The 17,549-nt window shown below is 47.3% G+C and carries 11 protein-coding genes; 3 read left to right on the forward strand and 8 right to left on the reverse strand.

The genetic code is table 11. The annotated features are described in order from the left end of the window. Positions 1-9: 9 nt before the first annotated feature. Together glcE and ICN26_RS06000 are read right to left on the reverse strand one after the other, a co-directional pair. Positions 10-1,158: a glycolate oxidase subunit GlcE gene (gene glcE, locus ICN26_RS05995; protein WP_216267533.1), complete on the reverse strand. Its 1,149-nt coding sequence runs from the start codon at positions 1,156-1,158 to the stop codon at positions 10-12. After that, positions 1,158-2,663: an FAD-linked oxidase C-terminal domain-containing protein gene (locus tag ICN26_RS06000; RefSeq protein WP_216267676.1), complete on the reverse strand. Its 1,506-nt coding sequence runs from the start codon at positions 2,661-2,663 to the stop codon at positions 1,158-1,160. Before ICN26_RS06000 ends, glcE begins: the two co-directional genes overlap by 1 nt. A 27-nt stretch (positions 2,664-2,690) precedes the next feature. Between ICN26_RS06000 and ICN26_RS06005 the strand changes: the two genes are divergently transcribed. Continuing rightward, positions 2,691-3,260: a cob(I)yrinic acid a,c-diamide adenosyltransferase gene (locus ICN26_RS06005; protein ID WP_216267534.1), complete on the forward strand. Its 570-nt coding sequence runs from the start codon at positions 2,691-2,693 to the stop codon at positions 3,258-3,260. 52 nt (positions 3,261-3,312) lie between these two features. On the opposite strand, the gene ICN26_RS06010 is transcribed toward ICN26_RS06005, so the two are convergent. Genes ICN26_RS06010 through ICN26_RS06025 form a run of 4 tightly spaced genes read right to left on the reverse strand, consistent with a single transcriptional unit; the run spans position 3,313 to position 10,979 of the window. Beyond that, positions 3,313-4,437: a 3-deoxy-7-phosphoheptulonate synthase gene (locus ICN26_RS06010; protein WP_216267535.1), complete on the reverse strand. Its 1,125-nt coding sequence runs from the start codon at positions 4,435-4,437 to the stop codon at positions 3,313-3,315. Between the two features lie 19 nt (positions 4,438-4,456). Then, the gene (gene tldD / locus ICN26_RS06015) at positions 4,457-5,947 is read right to left on the reverse strand and encodes a metalloprotease TldD (protein WP_255534391.1); all 1,491 of its coding nucleotides are present in this window, start codon (positions 5,945-5,947) and stop codon (positions 4,457-4,459) included. Between the two features lie 24 nt (positions 5,948-5,971). Continuing rightward, positions 5,972-6,805 (reverse strand): carbon-nitrogen hydrolase family protein, encoded by an 834-nt coding sequence (locus ICN26_RS06020; protein ID WP_216267536.1) that lies wholly within the window; start codon positions 6,803-6,805, stop codon positions 5,972-5,974. Positions 6,806-6,821: 16 nt separating this feature from the next. Next, positions 6,822-10,979, reverse strand: a complete 4,158-nt coding sequence (locus ICN26_RS06025) for a YhdP family protein (RefSeq protein ID WP_216860371.1) — start codon at positions 10,977-10,979, stop codon at positions 6,822-6,824. Between the two features lie 79 nt (positions 10,980-11,058). On the opposite strand from ICN26_RS06025, the gene glnE reads away from it, so the two are divergent. After that, positions 11,059-13,884, forward strand: a complete 2,826-nt coding sequence (glnE, locus tag ICN26_RS06030) for a bifunctional [glutamate--ammonia ligase]-adenylyl-L-tyrosine phosphorylase/[glutamate--ammonia-ligase] adenylyltransferase (protein ID WP_216267537.1) — start codon at positions 11,059-11,061, stop codon at positions 13,882-13,884. On the opposite strand, the gene recN is transcribed toward glnE, so the two are convergent. After that, positions 13,881-15,551, reverse strand: a complete 1,671-nt coding sequence (recN, locus tag ICN26_RS06035; RefSeq protein WP_216267538.1) for a DNA repair protein RecN — start codon at positions 15,549-15,551, stop codon at positions 13,881-13,883. The two genes, glnE and recN, sit on opposite strands and share 4 nt — an antisense overlap. A gap of 26 nt (positions 15,552-15,577) precedes the next feature. After that, positions 15,578-16,483, reverse strand: coding sequence for an NAD kinase (locus ICN26_RS06040; protein WP_216267539.1), 906 nt, complete (start codon positions 16,481-16,483; stop codon positions 15,578-15,580). A 37-nt stretch (positions 16,484-16,520) separates the two neighbouring features. Here ICN26_RS06040 and hrcA point away from each other — a divergent pair, with 37 nt between their 5' ends. Next, positions 16,521-17,543 (forward strand): heat-inducible transcriptional repressor HrcA, encoded by a 1,023-nt coding sequence (gene hrcA / locus ICN26_RS06045; RefSeq protein ID WP_046330758.1) that lies wholly within the window; start codon positions 16,521-16,523, stop codon positions 17,541-17,543. Positions 17,544-17,549: the final 6 nt, after the last annotated feature.

The raw sequence follows: 17,549 nt of genomic DNA on the forward strand, positions 1-17,549 counted from the left end.
AAGAGGCGCTTAAGGAAGACGTGAAGTAGCAAATACGCCTGCTGGATCAAAGGCGGTTCTGAGGCGTGCTTGTACTGCCTCTAAAGCACTTGAGTGCACTTGCTCACTCAAAAGGGTAAAGCGTTGCTTGCCAGGATCAATATTGCTACCTTGCTTAAAACGACTTGCATGCCCGCCATGAGCGGTAGCTAATGCCTTGATGGATGCATAAGTGGCATCATCGCCAGGCGCCTTTAGCCAACGTTGCTGCCCATGCCATTCCAAAGCAATATCACCGCTAATATTCTCAAGAGTGAGTGGTCCGCAGGCGGCCGGTAGCGCGAGACGATACAAAGTCTCATCACTATTGAGATTTAAAAAAACAACTAATTGCTGTTCGCGCAAGGCGACCCAAAATTCCGTAGCAACTTGAGGGTCTAATTCACTTGCATTGACAGCTGCGCCCATGATCGGAATTGCCGCCTTGACTGCAGCAGCAGCTCCGGCTAAGCGAATAGTGAGTTCACCATCACCACCTGTTGAGCTACCGATCCAGCAACTTGCCGAGAGCGGTAAAGGCTGCCCTGCCCATTCATTGACGAGTTGTAGTGCGCGTGCTTGGGTAATATTGCAACGCAGAGATGTTGTGGCAGCTGGTCGCGGCAATACTTTTACAGATGCCTCTAGCAACAGTGACAAGGTTCCCATTGATCCGGGTAGTAAGCGTGAGACATCATATCCCGCAACGTTCTTCATCACCTTGCCACCAAAAGATAAGTCTTGGCCTTTACCATCGAGGATACGTACGCCTAGAACAAAATCACGTAAGTTCCCCGCGCTAATGCGTCCTGGACCCGCCAAGCCTGCAGCAATCGCTCCACCAAAAGTTGCGCTCTCACCAAAGTGGGGTGGCTCAAATGCCAACATTTGATTCTTATTGACTAAAGCAGCTTCAATTTCTTTTAGCGGTGTACCAGCACACGCAGTAATCACCAACTCTTCAGGCTGGTATTCCAGAATCCCAGAGTAAGTGCGGGTATCTAACTTGGCATAAGAATTGGCATTACCATACCAAGACTTTGTGCCGCCACCTTCAATCGATAAAGGGGTTTTATTTTTAACTGCCGCCAGAATTTGCTCTTGAAATAAGTCAATATTTGCATTGCTAGTCGTGGACATTAAAAGCGCTCCAACTCAGGATGCGGTAAGTTGCCACCACTAATACGCATACGGCCATATTCAGCACAACGATTCAAAGTGGGAATAGCTTTATCGGGATTCAATAGTCGCTCTGGATCAAATGCGGATTTAACCCCCCAAAAGGATTCGCGTTCACCTTCACCGAATTGAACGCACATAGAGTTAATCTTTTCAATACCAACACCGTGTTCACCAGTGATCGTGCCATCAAGCTCAACACAGGCCTCTAAAATTTCAGTACCAAATTCTTCGGCGCGATGCCACTCATCCTGATCGGCACCGTTAAACAAAATGAGGGGATGCATATTGCCATCACCCGCATGAAATACATTTAAGCAGGCAAGGCCATATTTCTTTTCCATGCCTTGTATGCGTCTGAGTAGGGTGCCGATATTTCTGCGTGGGATAGTGCCGTCCATGCAGTAGTAGTCGGCTGCTAAGCGGCCTGCTGCTGGAAAAGCATTTTTACGACCGCTCCAAAACTTCAGGCGCTCCGTTTCATTTTGAGAAATCTGAATACCGCTAGCCCCAGCTTGCTCTAGAACTTTTGTCATGCGCTCAATTTCTTCTGCAACCTCTTCAGGTGTGCCATCGGATTCGCAAAGCAAAATAGTTTCGGCTTCAAGGTCATATCCTGCATGAACAAATTCTTCTACTGCGCGAGTGGTGGCTTTGTCCATCATCTCCAGGCCGGCTGGAATAATCCCGGCAGCAATAATGGCCGCTACTGCATCGGCACCCTTTTCAATATCGTCAAAGCTCGCCATGATGACGCGCGCTAACTTAGGTTTAGCAACCAGCTTTACTGTGACTTCAGTCACTACAGCAAGCATTCCCTCGCTACCCATTACGATTGCCATTAAATCGAGTCCCGGGGAGTCTGGTGCAAGACTGCCGAACTCTACGATCTCACCGTTCATCAAGATGCCGCGCACTTTTAGAACGTTGTGAAGCGTCAGGCCGTATTTGAGACAGTGAACACCACCTGAGTTTTCATTGACATTCCCGCCAATAGAGCAAGCGATTTGCGAGGATGGGTCTGGGGCGTAATACAGTCCGAGATGGGCCACCGCTTCGGAGATCGCTAAATTACGTACGCCCGGTTGCACAACTGCAGTTCTGGTGAACTGATCAATATTGATGATCTTTTTGAGTTTAGCTAGTGAGAGTACTAGGCCCTGCGATATGGGCATAGCGCCACCAGATAGTCCAGTGCCAGATCCACGGGGGACAATGGGTACCTGCATCGCAAAGCAAGTCTTCAGAATCTGAACAACCTGCTCCTCAGTCTCCGGAAGGGCTACTGCCAAAGGCATACGTCGATAGGCTGCTAGGCCATCGCATTCATAAGGAATCGTGTCCTCAGGCTCCCACAACAAGGCACGCTCGGGGAGGATAGGGCGTAGGGCCGATACCAATTTGGATTGCAGGGCGGTAATAGCCGCGAGTTCGGGGGGTGGGGTCACCATATTCATAGGAATCATTTTAGCCATTTACCTATAATTAGTTTTATGGGAAATCGACTTTCAAAAATAGCCACCAGAACTGGTGATGAGGGCATGACCGGACTTGGCGATGGTAGCCGGGTCGAAAAGGATCATTTGCGCATCTGCGCCATGGGTGATGTAGATGAATTGAACTCTGAAATCGGGGTTTTGATGACTGAATCGATTCCCGAGAGTCTTGCAGAGGAGTTCAAAAGTCTATTTTTGCAAGTACAGCATGATTTATTCGACTTAGGTGGGGAACTCTGTATTCCCAATTACACCCTACTCAAGCCAGAGCAGGTAGCCCAGTTGGATATTTGGCTTGAAAAATACAATGCGACTTTGCCTCCTCTGACTGAATTTATTCTTCCAGGCGGTACTCGCGCAGCTTCTCAAGCTCATGTCTGTCGCACAGTCTGTAGACGGGCAGAGAGATCGATTGTGCGTTTGGGTTGGGAGGAGCCTTTATACGATGCTCCGCGTCAATACGTCAATCGCTTATCAGACCTATTGTTTGTATTAGCGCGGGTACTCAATCGTGCGGCAGGTGGTCAAGACGTTCTATGGAAGCACGAAAAAAAAGAGACTAAATAAATTAGTCTCTTTTAGGATTAATAAAGTAGCTTTACTTTATTTCCTTACCTGATTATTTCTTTGCTTTTCTGCGGTTCTTTACAGCTAAAGCTAAGCGTTGCAATACGTTGACTGAGTCTTCCCAGTTAATACAAGCGTCGGTAATACTCTTGCCATATTCCAATTTATTTGGATCATCTTTTCCAGGTGAGAATTTTTGTGCGCCATCATTGAGATGACTTTCAATCATGACGCCAAAAATTTGCTTTGAGCCAGATTCAATTTGTTCAGCAATATTTTCCGCCACCACAATTTGACGCTCATGTTTTTTGCTAGAGTTTGCGTGCGATAAGTCAACCATCAAGCTGGCTGGAAGCTTGGCAGCTTCAAGCTCAGAGCAGGCTGCTTGCACATATTGCGCTTCATAGTTAGGCTCTTTACCACCACGTAAAATAACGTGACAGTCTTTATTGCCTTTAGTTTCCACAATCGATACTTGACCGTTTTTATGAACGGATAAGAAATGGTGTGGACGGCTAGCTGCCTGAATAGCATCGGTAGCAATCTTGATGTTGCCATCAGTGCCATTCTTAAATCCGATTGGCGCTGAGAGGCCAGAAGCCAGTTCGCGATGCACTTGACTCTCGGTAGTGCGTGCGCCAATAGCGCCCCAAGAAATCAGATCTGCAATGTATTGCGGAGAAATCACATCTAAAAATTCGCTACCTGCAGGCATGCCTAGGCGATTAATTTCCATCAATACTTGGCGAGCCATGCGTAAGCCTTCTTCAATGCGATAGCTCTCATCTAAGTATGGGTCATTAATTAAACCCTTCCAACCAACGGTGGTGCGTGGCTTTTCAAAATAGACTCGCATCACAATTTCGAGTTCACCCGAGAAGCGATCACGCTCTGCGAGCAGTCGTTGGCAGTACTCTAATGCCGCACGGGGATCATGAATTGAGCAGGGCCCGATGATCACAAGCAGTCGATCATCTTTTCCATGAATGATGTCACGAATCTTTTTACGTGTTTTGCTGATCAGCGCTTCTGTAGGTGTTCCAGCGATCGGGAAAAAGCGAATCAAATGTTCTGGTGGTGGCAGAACAGTAATATTGTGAATGCGTTGATCATCCGTATCTGACGTTTTATCAACGGCAGCGTACCAGTTTGCGGGATTCGTATTTTGTTGGCTCATTCGGCTATTTTAAGCCGTATTAAGCCGTTCCTCCGACAGTCAGGCTGTCGATACGTAAAGTTGGCTGCCCAACGCCCACGGGGACGCTTTGACCCTCCTTGCCGCAAACCCCGATACCGCCGTCTAATTTCAGGTCATTTCCGATCATGGAGACCTGTTTTAAGGACTCTGGGCCGCTTCCAATGATGGTGGCGCCTTTGACGGGATATTGAATTTTGCCGTTTTCTACCCAATAGGCTTCTGAGGCTGAAAATACGAATTTACCGCTAGTAATGTCGACTTGACCGCCCCCAAAGTTGACGGCATAAAGGCCGCGTTTAATGCTGGCTACGATTTCTTGAGGGTCATCCTTGCCAGCCAGCATATAGGTATTGGTCATGCGGGGCATCGGTAGGGAGGCAAAACTCTCGCGCCGTCCATTACCTGTCAGGGGCATATTCATGAGTCTGGCATTCAGGCTGTCCTGAATGTAACCCTTCAAAATACCATCTTCAATTAAGGTAGTGCATTGGGTGGGAGTACCTTCATCATCGATATTGAGTGAGCCACGACGACCAGAAAGTGTTCCGTCATCGACTACGGTGACACCTTTAGCAGCAACGCGTTGTCCAATACTGCCAGCAAAAGCTGATGAGCCCTTGCGATTAAAGTCGCCCTCAAGGCCATGACCTACTGCTTCGTGTAGTAAAACTCCAGGCCATCCTGGTCCCATCACTACTGTCATTGGGCCCGCTGGGGCAGGGCGAGAATCTAGATTAATTAGTGCGCCATCAACAGCCTCATCAACATATTGATTAATGAGCTCTGTATTGAAGTAGTGGTAATCATGACGAGCGCCACCGCCCGAAGATCCGGATTCGCGACGACCATTTTGTTCGGCAATCACATGCACTGATACCCGCACCAGTGGACGTACGTCAGCTGCTAATAAGCCATCAGCTCGAACTACGAGCACCACATCAAACTCACCTGCCAAGCTAGCCATCACCTGAATGATCCGTGGGTCGCGCGCTTTTGCACGACGCTCAATGCCTTCAAGTAGGGTGATCTTTTCTTGGGGCGCTAGTGAATCTAAAGGATTTAAGTCTGAGTAGAGTCCGTTGGAAACGGGCGTAAAGATTTTGCTTGCAACGGCACGCGTCCCACCTTGGGGCCCAATTACTCGAGTAGATTTAGCTGCTTTATTCAGAGCCTCTAAATTAATTTCATCAGAGTATGCAAAGGCAGTCTTATCTCCATAGATCGCGCGCACACCAACACCCTGATCAATGCTAAAACTACCAGATTTCACAATACCTTCTTCTAGACTCCAGCTCTCACTGCGGGTGTGTTGAAAATACAAGTCAGCATCATCGAGCTGATGCGTAAACATATTGCCAAAGGTGTGATGCAAATCTTGCTCAGAGAGGCCGGTTGGCTCAAGCAGAATGGATTTAGCCAGCTTGAGAAGATCGGCCTGTTTCTTGGGCTTTGTCCAATCACTTGGAAATAATGCTTCTGGTGCTCTCATCTTGATTTTGCTGAACTTTCTGTATTAAAGCTTGCGGTGTTTTAGTGCGGGTAGCTTAGAGCGTACCTCTTTTAATTTATCTTTGCTGAGTGTGCCCTGAATAAAACCCTCCCCCTCAGGAAGATTACTCAATATCTCTCCCCATGGATCGATTAGCATGCTCTCACCCCAAGTACGCCGTTGATTCAAGTGAACACCACCTTGTGCTGAAGCTAGGACATAACATTGGTTTTCAATTGCACGAGCGCGCAGAAGAATTTCCCAATGATCTTTTCCAGTGGTGTAGGTAAACGCAGCCGGAATAATGTGGCAATCCACTTGGCCAAGGGCGCGATATAGCTCTGGAAAACGTAAGTCATAACAAATACTTAAGCCAAAACGCCATTCAACTTCATTAAGCTGGATTACAAATTGACCCGGTTGACTACCCGCTGAAATGGTTTCAGATTCCTCATAACGCTCCGTTGGAGTTTGAAATCCAAATAAATGAATTTTGTCGTAACGAGCGATTTGTACGCCTCGAGGATCAAACACTAGGGAGGTATTGAGAACCTTATTAGATTCTTTAGCCTCCAGAGGAATAGTCCCTGCAACTAAATAGATATTATTTTCTTGTGCAATCGCGGCGAGACGTTCTTGAATTGGACCAGACCCTGCCGATTCGCGCGCATTTACCTTATCGGTATCCCTCAATCCCATTAAGCAAAAATATTCCGGCAATACGGCAATCTGCGCTCCGCAATCTTTAGCCGCTTTAATTAAGCGAGCTGCAGTCTCGAGATTTTCATGAAGGCTGGGAGTCGACACCATTTGTATTGATGCTATGTTGAGTTCAGAAGCATTACTAGGTGCGTTCATCTATTTAACCTGGCATTTAGTTGGAGGTGTTTTGGTTTGCAGGCGGGCTTGCTGGAGCAGAATTGGGCGAGCTTGGTTTTGTTTGCTCTTTCAAAAGATTCTTAGTGCGAATTGTCTCTAAGGTTTTAGAATCGAGTGGTTGACCCTTTTGATCTAGGGGGATCACTTCCGGATTGTCCCATGATCCCTGAACTAAATAATCTGTCTGCATGGTTCGGTTAATTTGATTGGTGATGAGGTACTGCCCCAACACTGCTCCTAGGCCAATAATGGGGTTGATTGCAAATGCCGCTAGTGAGCCTGCAGTGGCGTCAATTGTAGGAAAGATGGTGATGCGGAGATCTTGAGTTTCTTTGGCGACATTAATTTGCCCCGTCATGGCAACCCGAGCTTGATCTAGAATCATGGTGAATTGTTTGGTTTGTGCAACCCCTTGTGCAATCTCAAAATTACTAGCGATAGAATTGAAGGGTGTACCTTTAGTTGCTAAGTTTCCGAGACTACCTTTTAGGTCAAAGGTTGCAAATCTAAAGAGACTTTGCAGACTCAGAACATCCAATAACTTAGCTCCATCAGAATTGACTTCTAGTAAGCGACCTTTGGCGAGGTCTAGGCTCACGTTGCCAGCAAGAGAATCATAGGCTGGAGAAAAAGGTGACCCAGACCATGAGAGTGAGGCATTAAGCTTTCCTTCGCCACCCTCTACCGATTTAGAGTTACTCCAGTGAGCAATAATCTGCCCCGCATCTTTAATATTCACATCCGCGGTAAATGAGCTTAGTTCAGGATTATTTGGGGTGCGAGCCTGCCACTGACCTTTGATGGTGGAGTTGCCTTGAGGATTATTAATTTGCATTGACTCAAGCTTCATGAGATCACGACTAGTTTTGGATTTGATCTTTACAGCACCTAGTTGCGCCTTTGTCCAACTCAAATCATCGATCGTTAAATCTAGGCTGGGGATAGCATTTGGGTCGACTGGAGTCTTGAGGGGAGTAGCTTTTTGTAGGGCATCTTCTTTGGGTAGTAAGGCTGGAGATGTGCGTTGATCTGGAACTTTTAAGCGTGCAAGTCTTCCAGAAACAAATCCACTAGGGTGATCACTACTGTCGGGTTGCCATTGCAATTGTCCAGCGATCTGGGGTGAATTTAAACGCAGTTGCCAAGCAATATTTTTTTTCTGAGACTGCATACTGACATCAGCCCACTCGCGATCTAGGGCTATTAATTTCTTCACTTGAGCAGAGATTTGTACATCCTCCTGGAGAGTATTTGACGGATTGACTTCATTCGCTCTCCCCTTTGATTTTCCTGCCCCCAAAAACTCTACCCACTGATCAAGATCAAGTTCATTGCTTGCTAAGTAGAGAGAAGTACCTTGCTGTGGCAATGATGCCGGCGACCCAACTCCGATTGCATTTTTTACTTCATTTACCGAATTGAGATTTCCCTGAAGAAAGTATTGCCCCCCTAATTTTCCAGACCAATCTGCACGCACTAAATTACTCTTGCTGACTGGGTAAATTTTTAGACTGAGCTCTCCCAACATAGGAGTTCCTGCTAGTTTCTTAGCGGGTGAGGGGGCGGAGCTTGCCCAATTACGTAAATCAAAATTGAGCTTGGTTTGACTGCCCGCTTTGTTAAAGTTGATCAGACCTTCGTATTTGGCCGTTCCACTCATCGCGGTGAGGAGTGCAGGGTGAGCTCGAGATCTTAAATTTCCTGAAATGTAATCTTTGATGAAGCTAGCATTGATATCACCTCCGATGCTAAAGCTAGTGTTGCCTGCTGAAGAGGGTGCGCTAGCAATCTTGAGGACACCACCTAAAAAGTTTGCGGTGACATTATCAAACTCAGGATTAACTTCGGTAATGCGCACCTTACCCTTTAGATTTTCCAAGGGAGGAACCTGCCCCCATTGCATTTGATTTCCGGGAAGATTAATTTTTGCATCGAAGTTGACATCGTTACTTCCAGATAGCGGAATTTTTAAGTCAAGACCGACATTTACGGGGCCCTTGAGGGAGAGATTCTTGGCTAAGTTCGCTTGTGCAATGCCTACGGGTGATGCAAATAGGTATTCGAGGATTTCAGAGCCATCTCCCTCAATGGAGCCATTAATGAGTAAGGCCAGATTTTTAGCGCTGAGATCTGGAATTTGTGATTGGACCTTAGTGATAGCCACCTTTTTGTAGTTTGCTGTATCAACGTCAACCTTCAATGCTGCTTGTTTCATTTTGATACTGCCGCTGACATTGTTAAGTGCTGACCAAACCCCTTGGCTTTTTGGAAGCAGAGGTACTGGCTTGAAGCTTGCTTTGGAGAAAGGTAGGTTTAAGCTGAGCTCTCCCACAGTGCCAGCTGGGTAAGGCGCTTGATTGGGGTCGCCTTTAATATGCAAAGAGCCATTTTGAATCTCCCCAGACTCAAAGGCTTTGCTCAGGTATAGGCGGCTATCCTTATCCATTCCAACTGGTAAATAGCGATATGCTGTTGCTAACTTAGCCTTAACAAACTCCATATCGAGTGTTATTTGATCGGGTTGCTTAGGGCCGCCAATCAAATAGCTGAGATCAATATTGGTGGTGATTTCAGAGTTACTGAGCTGCAATTTCTTAGCATTAATTAGCCAACCACCTTTCTGTTTGGACCAACTAATCTCACCCTTTGCGCGGTCCAATTGAATTTCAGAGGCGGATAAAAAGTCATTCATCTCTAACTCAAGGTTGCTCGAATCTAGTGCGAAATCACCTTGTTTCTGATTAACCACTAAGTTACCAGACAAATTTGTAACTGAGGGTATCGATTTATTCACTCCAGTGAAGCTAATATCATTCAGCTTTGCACTAATAGTGAAGTCGAGTTTGCTTGAGGAAAACCAATTTCCTGGAATGGGTAAAGCCGATAGGGCGGATTGGCTCTCGGACCAATTCATATCTACATTCTGTAATTCACCATCCGCTTCAGAAATCTTGATCCATTGATGAATCTTTTTTGGCAGAGGAAGATTTAGGGCAAAAAGTGCAATATCTTCTAATTGTATTTTTGGTGATGAGAAGCCAAACTCTTTAATCTCGCCACCATCTTTTGGCGCACGCCAACGGAAAGTAATAGGGCTTAATTTTTCAAGCGGCGCAGTTTGTGGGCTGTCGATATTGCGCCATGCCAAGGTTTTTGTTGTGAGAGAATTTAAGCCGCCATCTGTATCTTGGATGAGCTCTGTCTCTAGCCTGCCAAACTCAAGGGGATCCTCATCCTTGTTTAGTTGCACTATGAGCTGATCAGCTATTAAGGACATTTGCCCGCCATTAGCCTTGCCCCCATCAAGCTTCAGGCTGCCCTGAGAGTTGATTTTGCCGCCTAGGTCATAAATTGGAAGACTCAGGTCTTTGGAAATTTGACTGAGCTTGAGGTCAGCAAAATCCCATGAAACAGTTCCGATCCAGTCGCGCCAGTTACCCGCTTGGCCACCAAGGTGATGGACAAAGTCAGCTTGAAGTTTGATTGGGCTTGGACTCCAAGGGGTTTGGGTAAGGATCTGACCTTCATGACTACGAATACCGTTTATTAAGCGGAAGCTTTGAATATCAATGGCGGTTTTTAGCCTTCGACTTTGTTGGTCTTCCCAATAAATTTTGGCATTGTTAACTTGGATATTATTTTGAGCGAGCAACCAGTTTCCAGTTGAAAAATTATCAGCATTGCCTTGAATCGGAATTCCGGCAATCGAAACTATGCCTTTTGCATCTCGTTGTGCGTATAGCTGCGCCTGATCAATGGTGATCTCGTGAAAATAGGGTGCTAAATAATAGAAAGAAAGCCAGCTAAGTTGCCCGCTAATATTTTCAATGAGTAAGGGCGGGGTGGAAGTGCTTGCATTATTGAATCGCAAACCTTGAATCGCAAAGTGAGGTCGAATTCCAGTCCAGGATACCTGTACATCATCCATTGTGACGTTGGTGCCCAAGCGAGCACTCATTAAGCGCTCTATAGTTGGCTTTGATTTCTCAATTTGTGGCCAAAGAATAAAACGCACCCCAAGATGGCCTAATACGAAAAAAGCCATAGTGACACCGACAAGAATGAGGGCACGCTTACGCCAACGACCACCAAAACCTGGAGGACGTTTTTGAAGCACGCTCTGCAGGCGAGTCCGGATAATATTTACAAGCATGATCTCTATTATCCGTCAGCTATTAGGTGATCGCCAAGCTTCTACAAGTTTGAGTCTAGAGTCGGATTAAGATGGAGAAATGACCGATTTTGCCGCCCAACTTGAATTTCTAAAGCAGCACTCTAGCTATGCGCAACGCTGGCTTCATTCTCGCCCTGACTGGTCTGATTGGCTGCGTTCTCAGGGCGCCCAAAAAGTGGATGCGATTGGAATCAGGGATTTATTGAGTCCTTGCCAAGATGCTTTAGCCGCCCCCGAGCAAGATGAGGTTCAATTTATGGCGGATCTGAGGCTGGCTAGGCAACGCCTCATGCTCTGGATTGCCTTCCGAGACCTCAATGGCATGGCTGACCTCAGTGAGGTAACGCATGCACTGAGTCATTTTGCTGAGGAGGCAATAGCCCTTGCGATTGTCTATAGTCGAGAAGATCTACAGCGTCGTTTTGGCTTGCCTTGGAGTCGGGTCACGGATTCAGAGATGCCTTTAATGGTGGTGGGTATGGGTAAGTTGGGTGGGCTAGAACTCAACCTTTCTTCTGATATCGACTTGATCTTTTTGTATGAGCACGAAGGTGATACTCAGGGTGGGCCCAAGAGCCTGTCGAATCACGAGTGGTTTACGCGAATGGGTAAGCGTCTGATTAAATTATTAGCTGAGCATGACGCTAATGGTTTTGTATTTCGGGTGGATATGCGCTTAAGACCCAATGGAGATTCTGGGCCTTTGGTCTGTAGTCTCGATATGCTCGAAGAATATCTCTTGGTACAGGGGAGAGAGTGGGAGCGCTATGCATGGATTAAAGGCAGGTTGATCTCACCTTTACCTGACTCATCCTCCTTTGCTTATTGTGAGCGTGAGCTCGATCAGCTGATTCGCCCTTTTGTTTATCGCCGTCATTTAGATTACGGTGTGATTGCTTCTATCCGTGAATTGCATAGGCAGATACAGCATGAGGCTGAGAAGCGTTCATCGAATCATCATGGTCGATCTAGAGATATTAAGTTGGGTCGTGGCGGCATTCGTGAGATTGAGTTCTTAGCGCAAATGTTTCAATTGATGCGTGGTGGCACGGATCCACGCTTTCGTATTCGACCTACTCTGGAGGTATTGGAGTTAATAAAGCAGCAGGGTATTTTGCCTGCCACAGAAATTGATGATTTAAAGGTGGCTTACGTTTACTTACGTCGCTTAGAGCATCGGATTCAGGTTTGGGAGGATCAGCAGACACACTATTTGCCCGAGGATCAGGCCCCTCGTGCTCGCTTGGCAGCTAGTATGGTCGGCCCTGATCAGACTCAAGAACAAGCTCGTTTTTTATCTGAGCTCGACACACACCAAACGGCAGTAGCTCAGCATTTTGAAAAAGCTTTTGTACTCGATGATGCTGCACGTTTAGACAATACCTCTCTTCCGGCAGGCTGGGAGCCTGACGCCACCCTATTCCCAGAGTCTGCTACCCGATGGTTGGCTTGGGCTGATAGCTCTAAGCAAAGACAGTTACCAGAAAAAAGTAGAATTATTTTTAACAACCTCATTCGCAAAGCTGCGGAGAACTTGCAAGTGGATCAGCCTATTGTGATTAGCGCAGATCAAACCTTGCTTCGCTTTTTTGATTTGTTAGAAGCGGTTGCAAGGCGCAGCGCCTATCTCTCCATCTTGTCTGAATATCCTCAGGCGCTGTTCAATGTATTGGCTTTGCTCAAGTCCTCTCAATGGGGTGCGCAATATTTAACTCGGCATCCTCATCTCTTGGATTATTTGCTCAACTCGCGTACTGAGAAAGCCCTGATTGAAGATCCTGAACAGTATTGGCAGGAAGTAAAGGCGACCTTGGATATGCGTCTGGATGACGTGATGGCAGATGGTGATGGCTCAGAGCAGGCGATGGATATTTTGCGCATTACCCATCACACCGAAACCTTTATCACTTTGCTCGCAGACTTAGGAATTGGCATGGATCACGAGCTTTCGGTTGAGAAGGTGAGTGATCATCTATCTGCTTTGGCAGACTTGATATTGCAGACCACTTTTGAGCGGGTATGGCCTAGCGTTGCCCAGAAGTTTGCATTACCGCTTGATGCGACTGCGCCATTCGCAGTAATTTCTTATGGCAAGTTGGGTGGTAAAGAGTTGGGATATGCCTCCGACTTGGACTTGGTTTTCTTGTATCAAGCCGAAGAGGCTGATTTTGCTGCCCAAGAAATTTATGCGCTACTCGCTAAGCGGATGATCAACTGGTTAACCGCTTACACGTCGGCCGGGAGTCTCTTTGAGATCGACACACGACTTCGCCCAAATGGTTCCGCTGGATTTCTGGTAACAAATGCCGATGCATTTAAGAAGTACCAGATGCGGGAGGGTGACAACGCCGCATGGGTTTGGGAGCATCAAGCTCTGACACGAGCTAGATCCTCGGCGGGATCAAGAGCAGTTGGAGAATTTTTTGATAGTGTGCGATTTGACGTTTTAAGTCAGAAGCGTGATGTCGGACAACTGCGCCACGAGATTTTAGAGATGCGTCGCAAGGTTCATGCTGGACATCCAAACCCCAGCCCCGACTTTGATTTGAAACATGATGCCGGCGGTATGGTGGATATTGAATTTATCGTGCAATTTTTAGTCTTAGCATTCTCAAGTGCTTATCCACAGCTGATTGGTAATCTGGGAAACATTGCCTTACTTCGGATTGCTGGAGAGGCGGGCTTAATTCAAGCTTCAGTAGCGCAAGAGGTGGGGGATGCCTATCGTTTGCTTCGGGCGCGCCAACATCGCTTGCGTTTAGATGGTGCAGAAAAGACGCGGGTAGATTTGGGACTTGAGCCACAACTGGTGCAAGCAAGAGGGGTAGTGCTCACTTTATGGCAAGAAATATTTCTGGCTCCTTCGGATGCTGAACCCGTTTAGTTTTGCTCTAGTAGCTCACGAGCGTGTCGGCGTGTAGTGTCGGTAATCGTTGCTCCGCCCAGCATGCGCGCAACTTCCTCTACTCGCTCGGACCTTCCAAGTGGCATGACCTGTGATAGAGTTTTATCACCCGCTTGAGATTTGCTTACTTTGAGGTGGTGATTACCTTGCGCAGCCACTTGTGGCAAGTGAGTCACACACAGAATTTGATGTGACCCGCCAAGTTGACGTAATAACTTCCCAACGGTCTCAGCAACGGCGCCACCAATACCCGCATCAACTTCATCAAATATCAGTGTAGGGGTAAAGGACGCCTTACTAGTGATGACGCTAATAGCTAAGCTAATACGCGCTAACTCACCGCCGGAAGCTACTTTTGCTAATGAGCGCGGAGTGCTTCCAGCATGACCTGCAACTAGAAACTCAATTTGTTCAAGACCATGGGCGCCACCTTCGGCCAAAGGTAGCAAGGCAATCTCCAGCTGCCCGCCCGCCATCGATAGGTCCTGCATCGCAGTGGTAACTTGCTTACCTAAATCTTGCGCAGCCTTGTTACGTTTTTGTGAGAGTTGCTTTGCTTGCTTGAGATAGGCAAGCTCTTCTTGTTTCACCCTCTCGCGCAAGGCTTCTATATTTTGCGAGGCAGTTAATGCCTCTAAGTGCTCGGTAGTATCTAAAAGAAGCTTTGGTAAGTCATCTGCTTCGGTGCGGTATTTTCTGGCTGCACCATGCAGCGCTTGCATACGCTCCTCCACTTCATTGAGACGCGCAGGATCTAAATCCAGTTTTTGTAAATAACGATTGAGGCCATGCACCGCTTCATCTATCTGAATTTGGGCTGACTCTAAGGCTTGGCTGATCTCACTGAGTGCGGAGTCATGTTCGGCTAGGGCGCCTATATTTGCGCTAGCCTTAGAGAGGGTAGATTCGACAGAGTTATCCGCATCGCTTAGAGCATCAATTGCCTCTTGGCAGCCACTCATAATTTTTGCGCCGTTCGCTAGGCGAGCATGTTCACCTTGAATGGTGGTCCATTCACCCTCTTGCGGAGAGAGTTCAGTGAGCTCCTCTAATTGCCATTCCAAACGCTCGCGCTCACGTTCAATATCTTGCCCAGCATTTTCAGCTTGCTCTAGTTTGCGACGCGAGTCACTGAGGATTTTAAATAATTGGGAGACCTCAGTAACAAGATCTAGATGATTAGCGTGGCGATCCAATAGTTCACGTTGCGCGCCACCTTTGAGCAGTAGTTGATGTGCATGTTGACCATGAATATCTACCAATTGATCACCTGCTTCTCGCAGCTGCGCCAAGGTTGCTACGCTACCATTAATAAAAGCGCGGCTACGGCCATTGGCCTCTACAGTTCTTTTCAGTAAAAGACCTTTCCCATCGTCTTCAATTGGAAAGCCTTGCTCATCTAGCCATTGATTGAAGTGTTTAATTTGCTGTGCGTCAATCCGAAAGAGCGCGCTAATTTCTGCACGACTGCAGCCTTCACGAATTTGGCTACTATCTGCACGTTCGCCTAATACCAAAGCAAGCGCATCCAAGAGGATGGATTTACCGGCGCCTGTTTCACCAGTCAGGACTGTAAACCCAGAGGAAAAGTCGAGTTCTAGCTGGTCAACAATGACAAAGTCGCGAAGCGATAGTGTTTGTAGCATGCTTTAGCGTACCAAAAAATTCGACATCAGAATGTCGATGGATACTCATTCCAATGTAACTTCTCGCGCAAGGTTTTGTAGTCGCTATGGCTGCGAGGGTGAAGTAGGGTGATGGTTTTTTGAGATTGACTGACTTCAATAATGTCACCTGATTGCAAATGCGTTTGTGATTGCATATCAAAGTTCACAATTACTTCTCTACCATCAACCACCTCGATACTCACCACAATATCTTGCGGTAAGACAATGGGGCGATTGGATAAAGAGTGCGGTGCAATTGGTGCCAATAGAATTCCGGCAACCCGTGGATGTAGGATTGGTCCGCCAGCGGAAAGGGCATAAGCAGTTGAGCCGGTAGGGGTAGACACAATCAAGCCATCTGATCGCTGGTTATACATAAATGAACCGTTGACGCGCACCGCAAGCTCGACCATTCCTGAGATTCCGGAGCGATTAACCACTACATCATTGAGGGCAAGAGCTTGATTGATTTTTTTGCCATCACGTATCACAACTGCATCTAGTAGCGTTCTGGTATCCGCTTCGTAGTCGCCAGCAATAATTTGTGACAAAACCGTTTGAACGTTCTGAATCGGGATGTCCGTCATGTAGCCCAAGCGGCCCATATTGATACCAACCAAGGGGACATTGCTCCCGGCCAGTTGGCGTCCAATCCCCAGCATTGTTCCGTCACCACCTAAAACCACTGCTAAATCAATGGCTCCCGCAAACCCCTCTACTTTTTTGATCGGGTAGGTGGTTAGGCTGAGGTGGCTTGCGGTGGCGCTTTCAATAAAGACCTCGCAGCCTTGGTGGCCAAGTAGTGCTGCCAGGTCTTTAAGACGCTCTTGCATGCCGTCAGCCTGATATTTGCCGACAAGCGCAACCCGGCTAAAGGCCTTTTTGCTGGAATTTGGGGATGGGCTTAACATATAACGATTAAACCATACGCATAAAATCCCTTCCACCATGGATGATCGTTCCCGCGCCTTACTGAAAACCCTCATCGAGCGCTATATCGAAGAGGGGCAGCCTATTGGCTCACGCACCCTATCTCGATTCTCGGGACTGGATCTTTCTGCGGCCACGATTCGCAATGTCATGGCGGATTTAGAGGAAATGGGTCTAGTAACCAGCCCCCATACCTCAGCGGGCCGCATCCCAACTCCTAGGGGCTATCGCCTCTTTGTAGATACGATGGTGACCGTTCGCCCCCTAGAGGAAATTGCCGCCCGTGAGATGGAAAAAGGGCTTTTGCCAGATTCACCGCAAAGAGTACTGAACTCCGCTGCGCAAATCCTGTCTAATTTGACCCATTTTGCCGGGGTGGTGATGACGCCCAAGCGAGCTCAGGTCTTTAAGCATATTGAATTCTTGAGGCTGGGTGAGGGCAAAATCCTGCTCATCATGGTTACACCTGAAGGCGATGTTCAAAACCGCATCCTCCCTACTTCGCAGGACTACACCCCAAGTCAGCTAGTTGAAGCTGGAAATTACATCAATACTCAGTTTGCCGGCAAGAGCTTTGCAGAAGTGCGTGCGCATCTTGCCTCTGATTTGGATAATTTACGAAGCGATATCTCGGGGCTGATGGCTCTGGCATTGCACAGTGGCGTTAGTGATTACGGTATGGGTCAAGGAGATATGCTGCTATCAGGTGAGCGGCGCTTGCTCAACGTTGGCGATCTCAGTACGAATTTGGATAAGCTGCGCAAGATGTTCGATATGCTGGAGCAAAAGTCGGTCCTCATGCAGTTGCTAGATGTATCTAGTCATGCCGATGGTATTCAAATCTTTATTGGTGGCGAAAGTGATTTGCTGCCTTATGAAGATTTGGCGGTGATTAGTGCACCTTACAGTGTAGATGGTCAGATTGTTGGCACCCTTGGCGTGATTGGACCTACTCGTATGGCATACGATCGGGTGATTCCGATTGTCGACATCACCTCTAAGTTGTTATCGGGCGCATTAAGTGCGCCAATAAGTTCTTAATAGTCA

It is taken from the genome of Polynucleobacter hallstattensis, assembly GCF_018881835.1.
GTDB lineage: Bacteria > Pseudomonadota > Gammaproteobacteria > Burkholderiales > Burkholderiaceae > Polynucleobacter > Polynucleobacter hallstattensis.

Coding starts and splice junctions, on each gene's coding strand:
- ICN26_RS06040 (WP_216267539.1), bottom strand. CDS start 16,483: ATGTTAAGCCCATCCCCAAATTCCAGCAAAAAGGCCTTTAGCCGGGTT.
- ICN26_RS06005 (WP_216267534.1), top strand. CDS start 2,691: ATGGGAAATCGACTTTCAAAAATAGCCACCAGAACTGGTGATGAGGGC.
- recN (WP_216267538.1), bottom strand. CDS start 15,551: ATGCTACAAACACTATCGCTTCGCGACTTTGTCATTGTTGACCAGCTA.
- ICN26_RS06025 (WP_216860371.1), bottom strand. CDS start 10,979: ATGCTTGTAAATATTATCCGGACTCGCCTGCAGAGCGTGCTTCAAAAA.
- ICN26_RS06020 (WP_216267536.1), bottom strand. CDS start 6,805: ATGAACGCACCTAGTAATGCTTCTGAACTCAACATAGCATCAATACAA.
- ICN26_RS06000 (WP_216267676.1), bottom strand. CDS start 2,663: ATGATTCCTATGAATATGGTGACCCCACCCCCCGAACTCGCGGCTATT.
- ICN26_RS06010 (WP_216267535.1), bottom strand. CDS start 4,437: ATGAGCCAACAAAATACGAATCCCGCAAACTGGTACGCTGCCGTTGAT.
- hrcA (WP_046330758.1), top strand. CDS start 16,521: ATGGATGATCGTTCCCGCGCCTTACTGAAAACCCTCATCGAGCGCTAT.
- glcE (WP_216267533.1), bottom strand. CDS start 1,158: ATGTCCACGACTAGCAATGCAAATATTGACTTATTTCAAGAGCAAATT.
- glnE (WP_216267537.1), top strand. CDS start 11,059: ATGACCGATTTTGCCGCCCAACTTGAATTTCTAAAGCAGCACTCTAGC.
- tldD (WP_255534391.1), bottom strand. CDS start 5,947: ATGAGAGCACCAGAAGCATTATTTCCAAGTGATTGGACAAAGCCCAAG.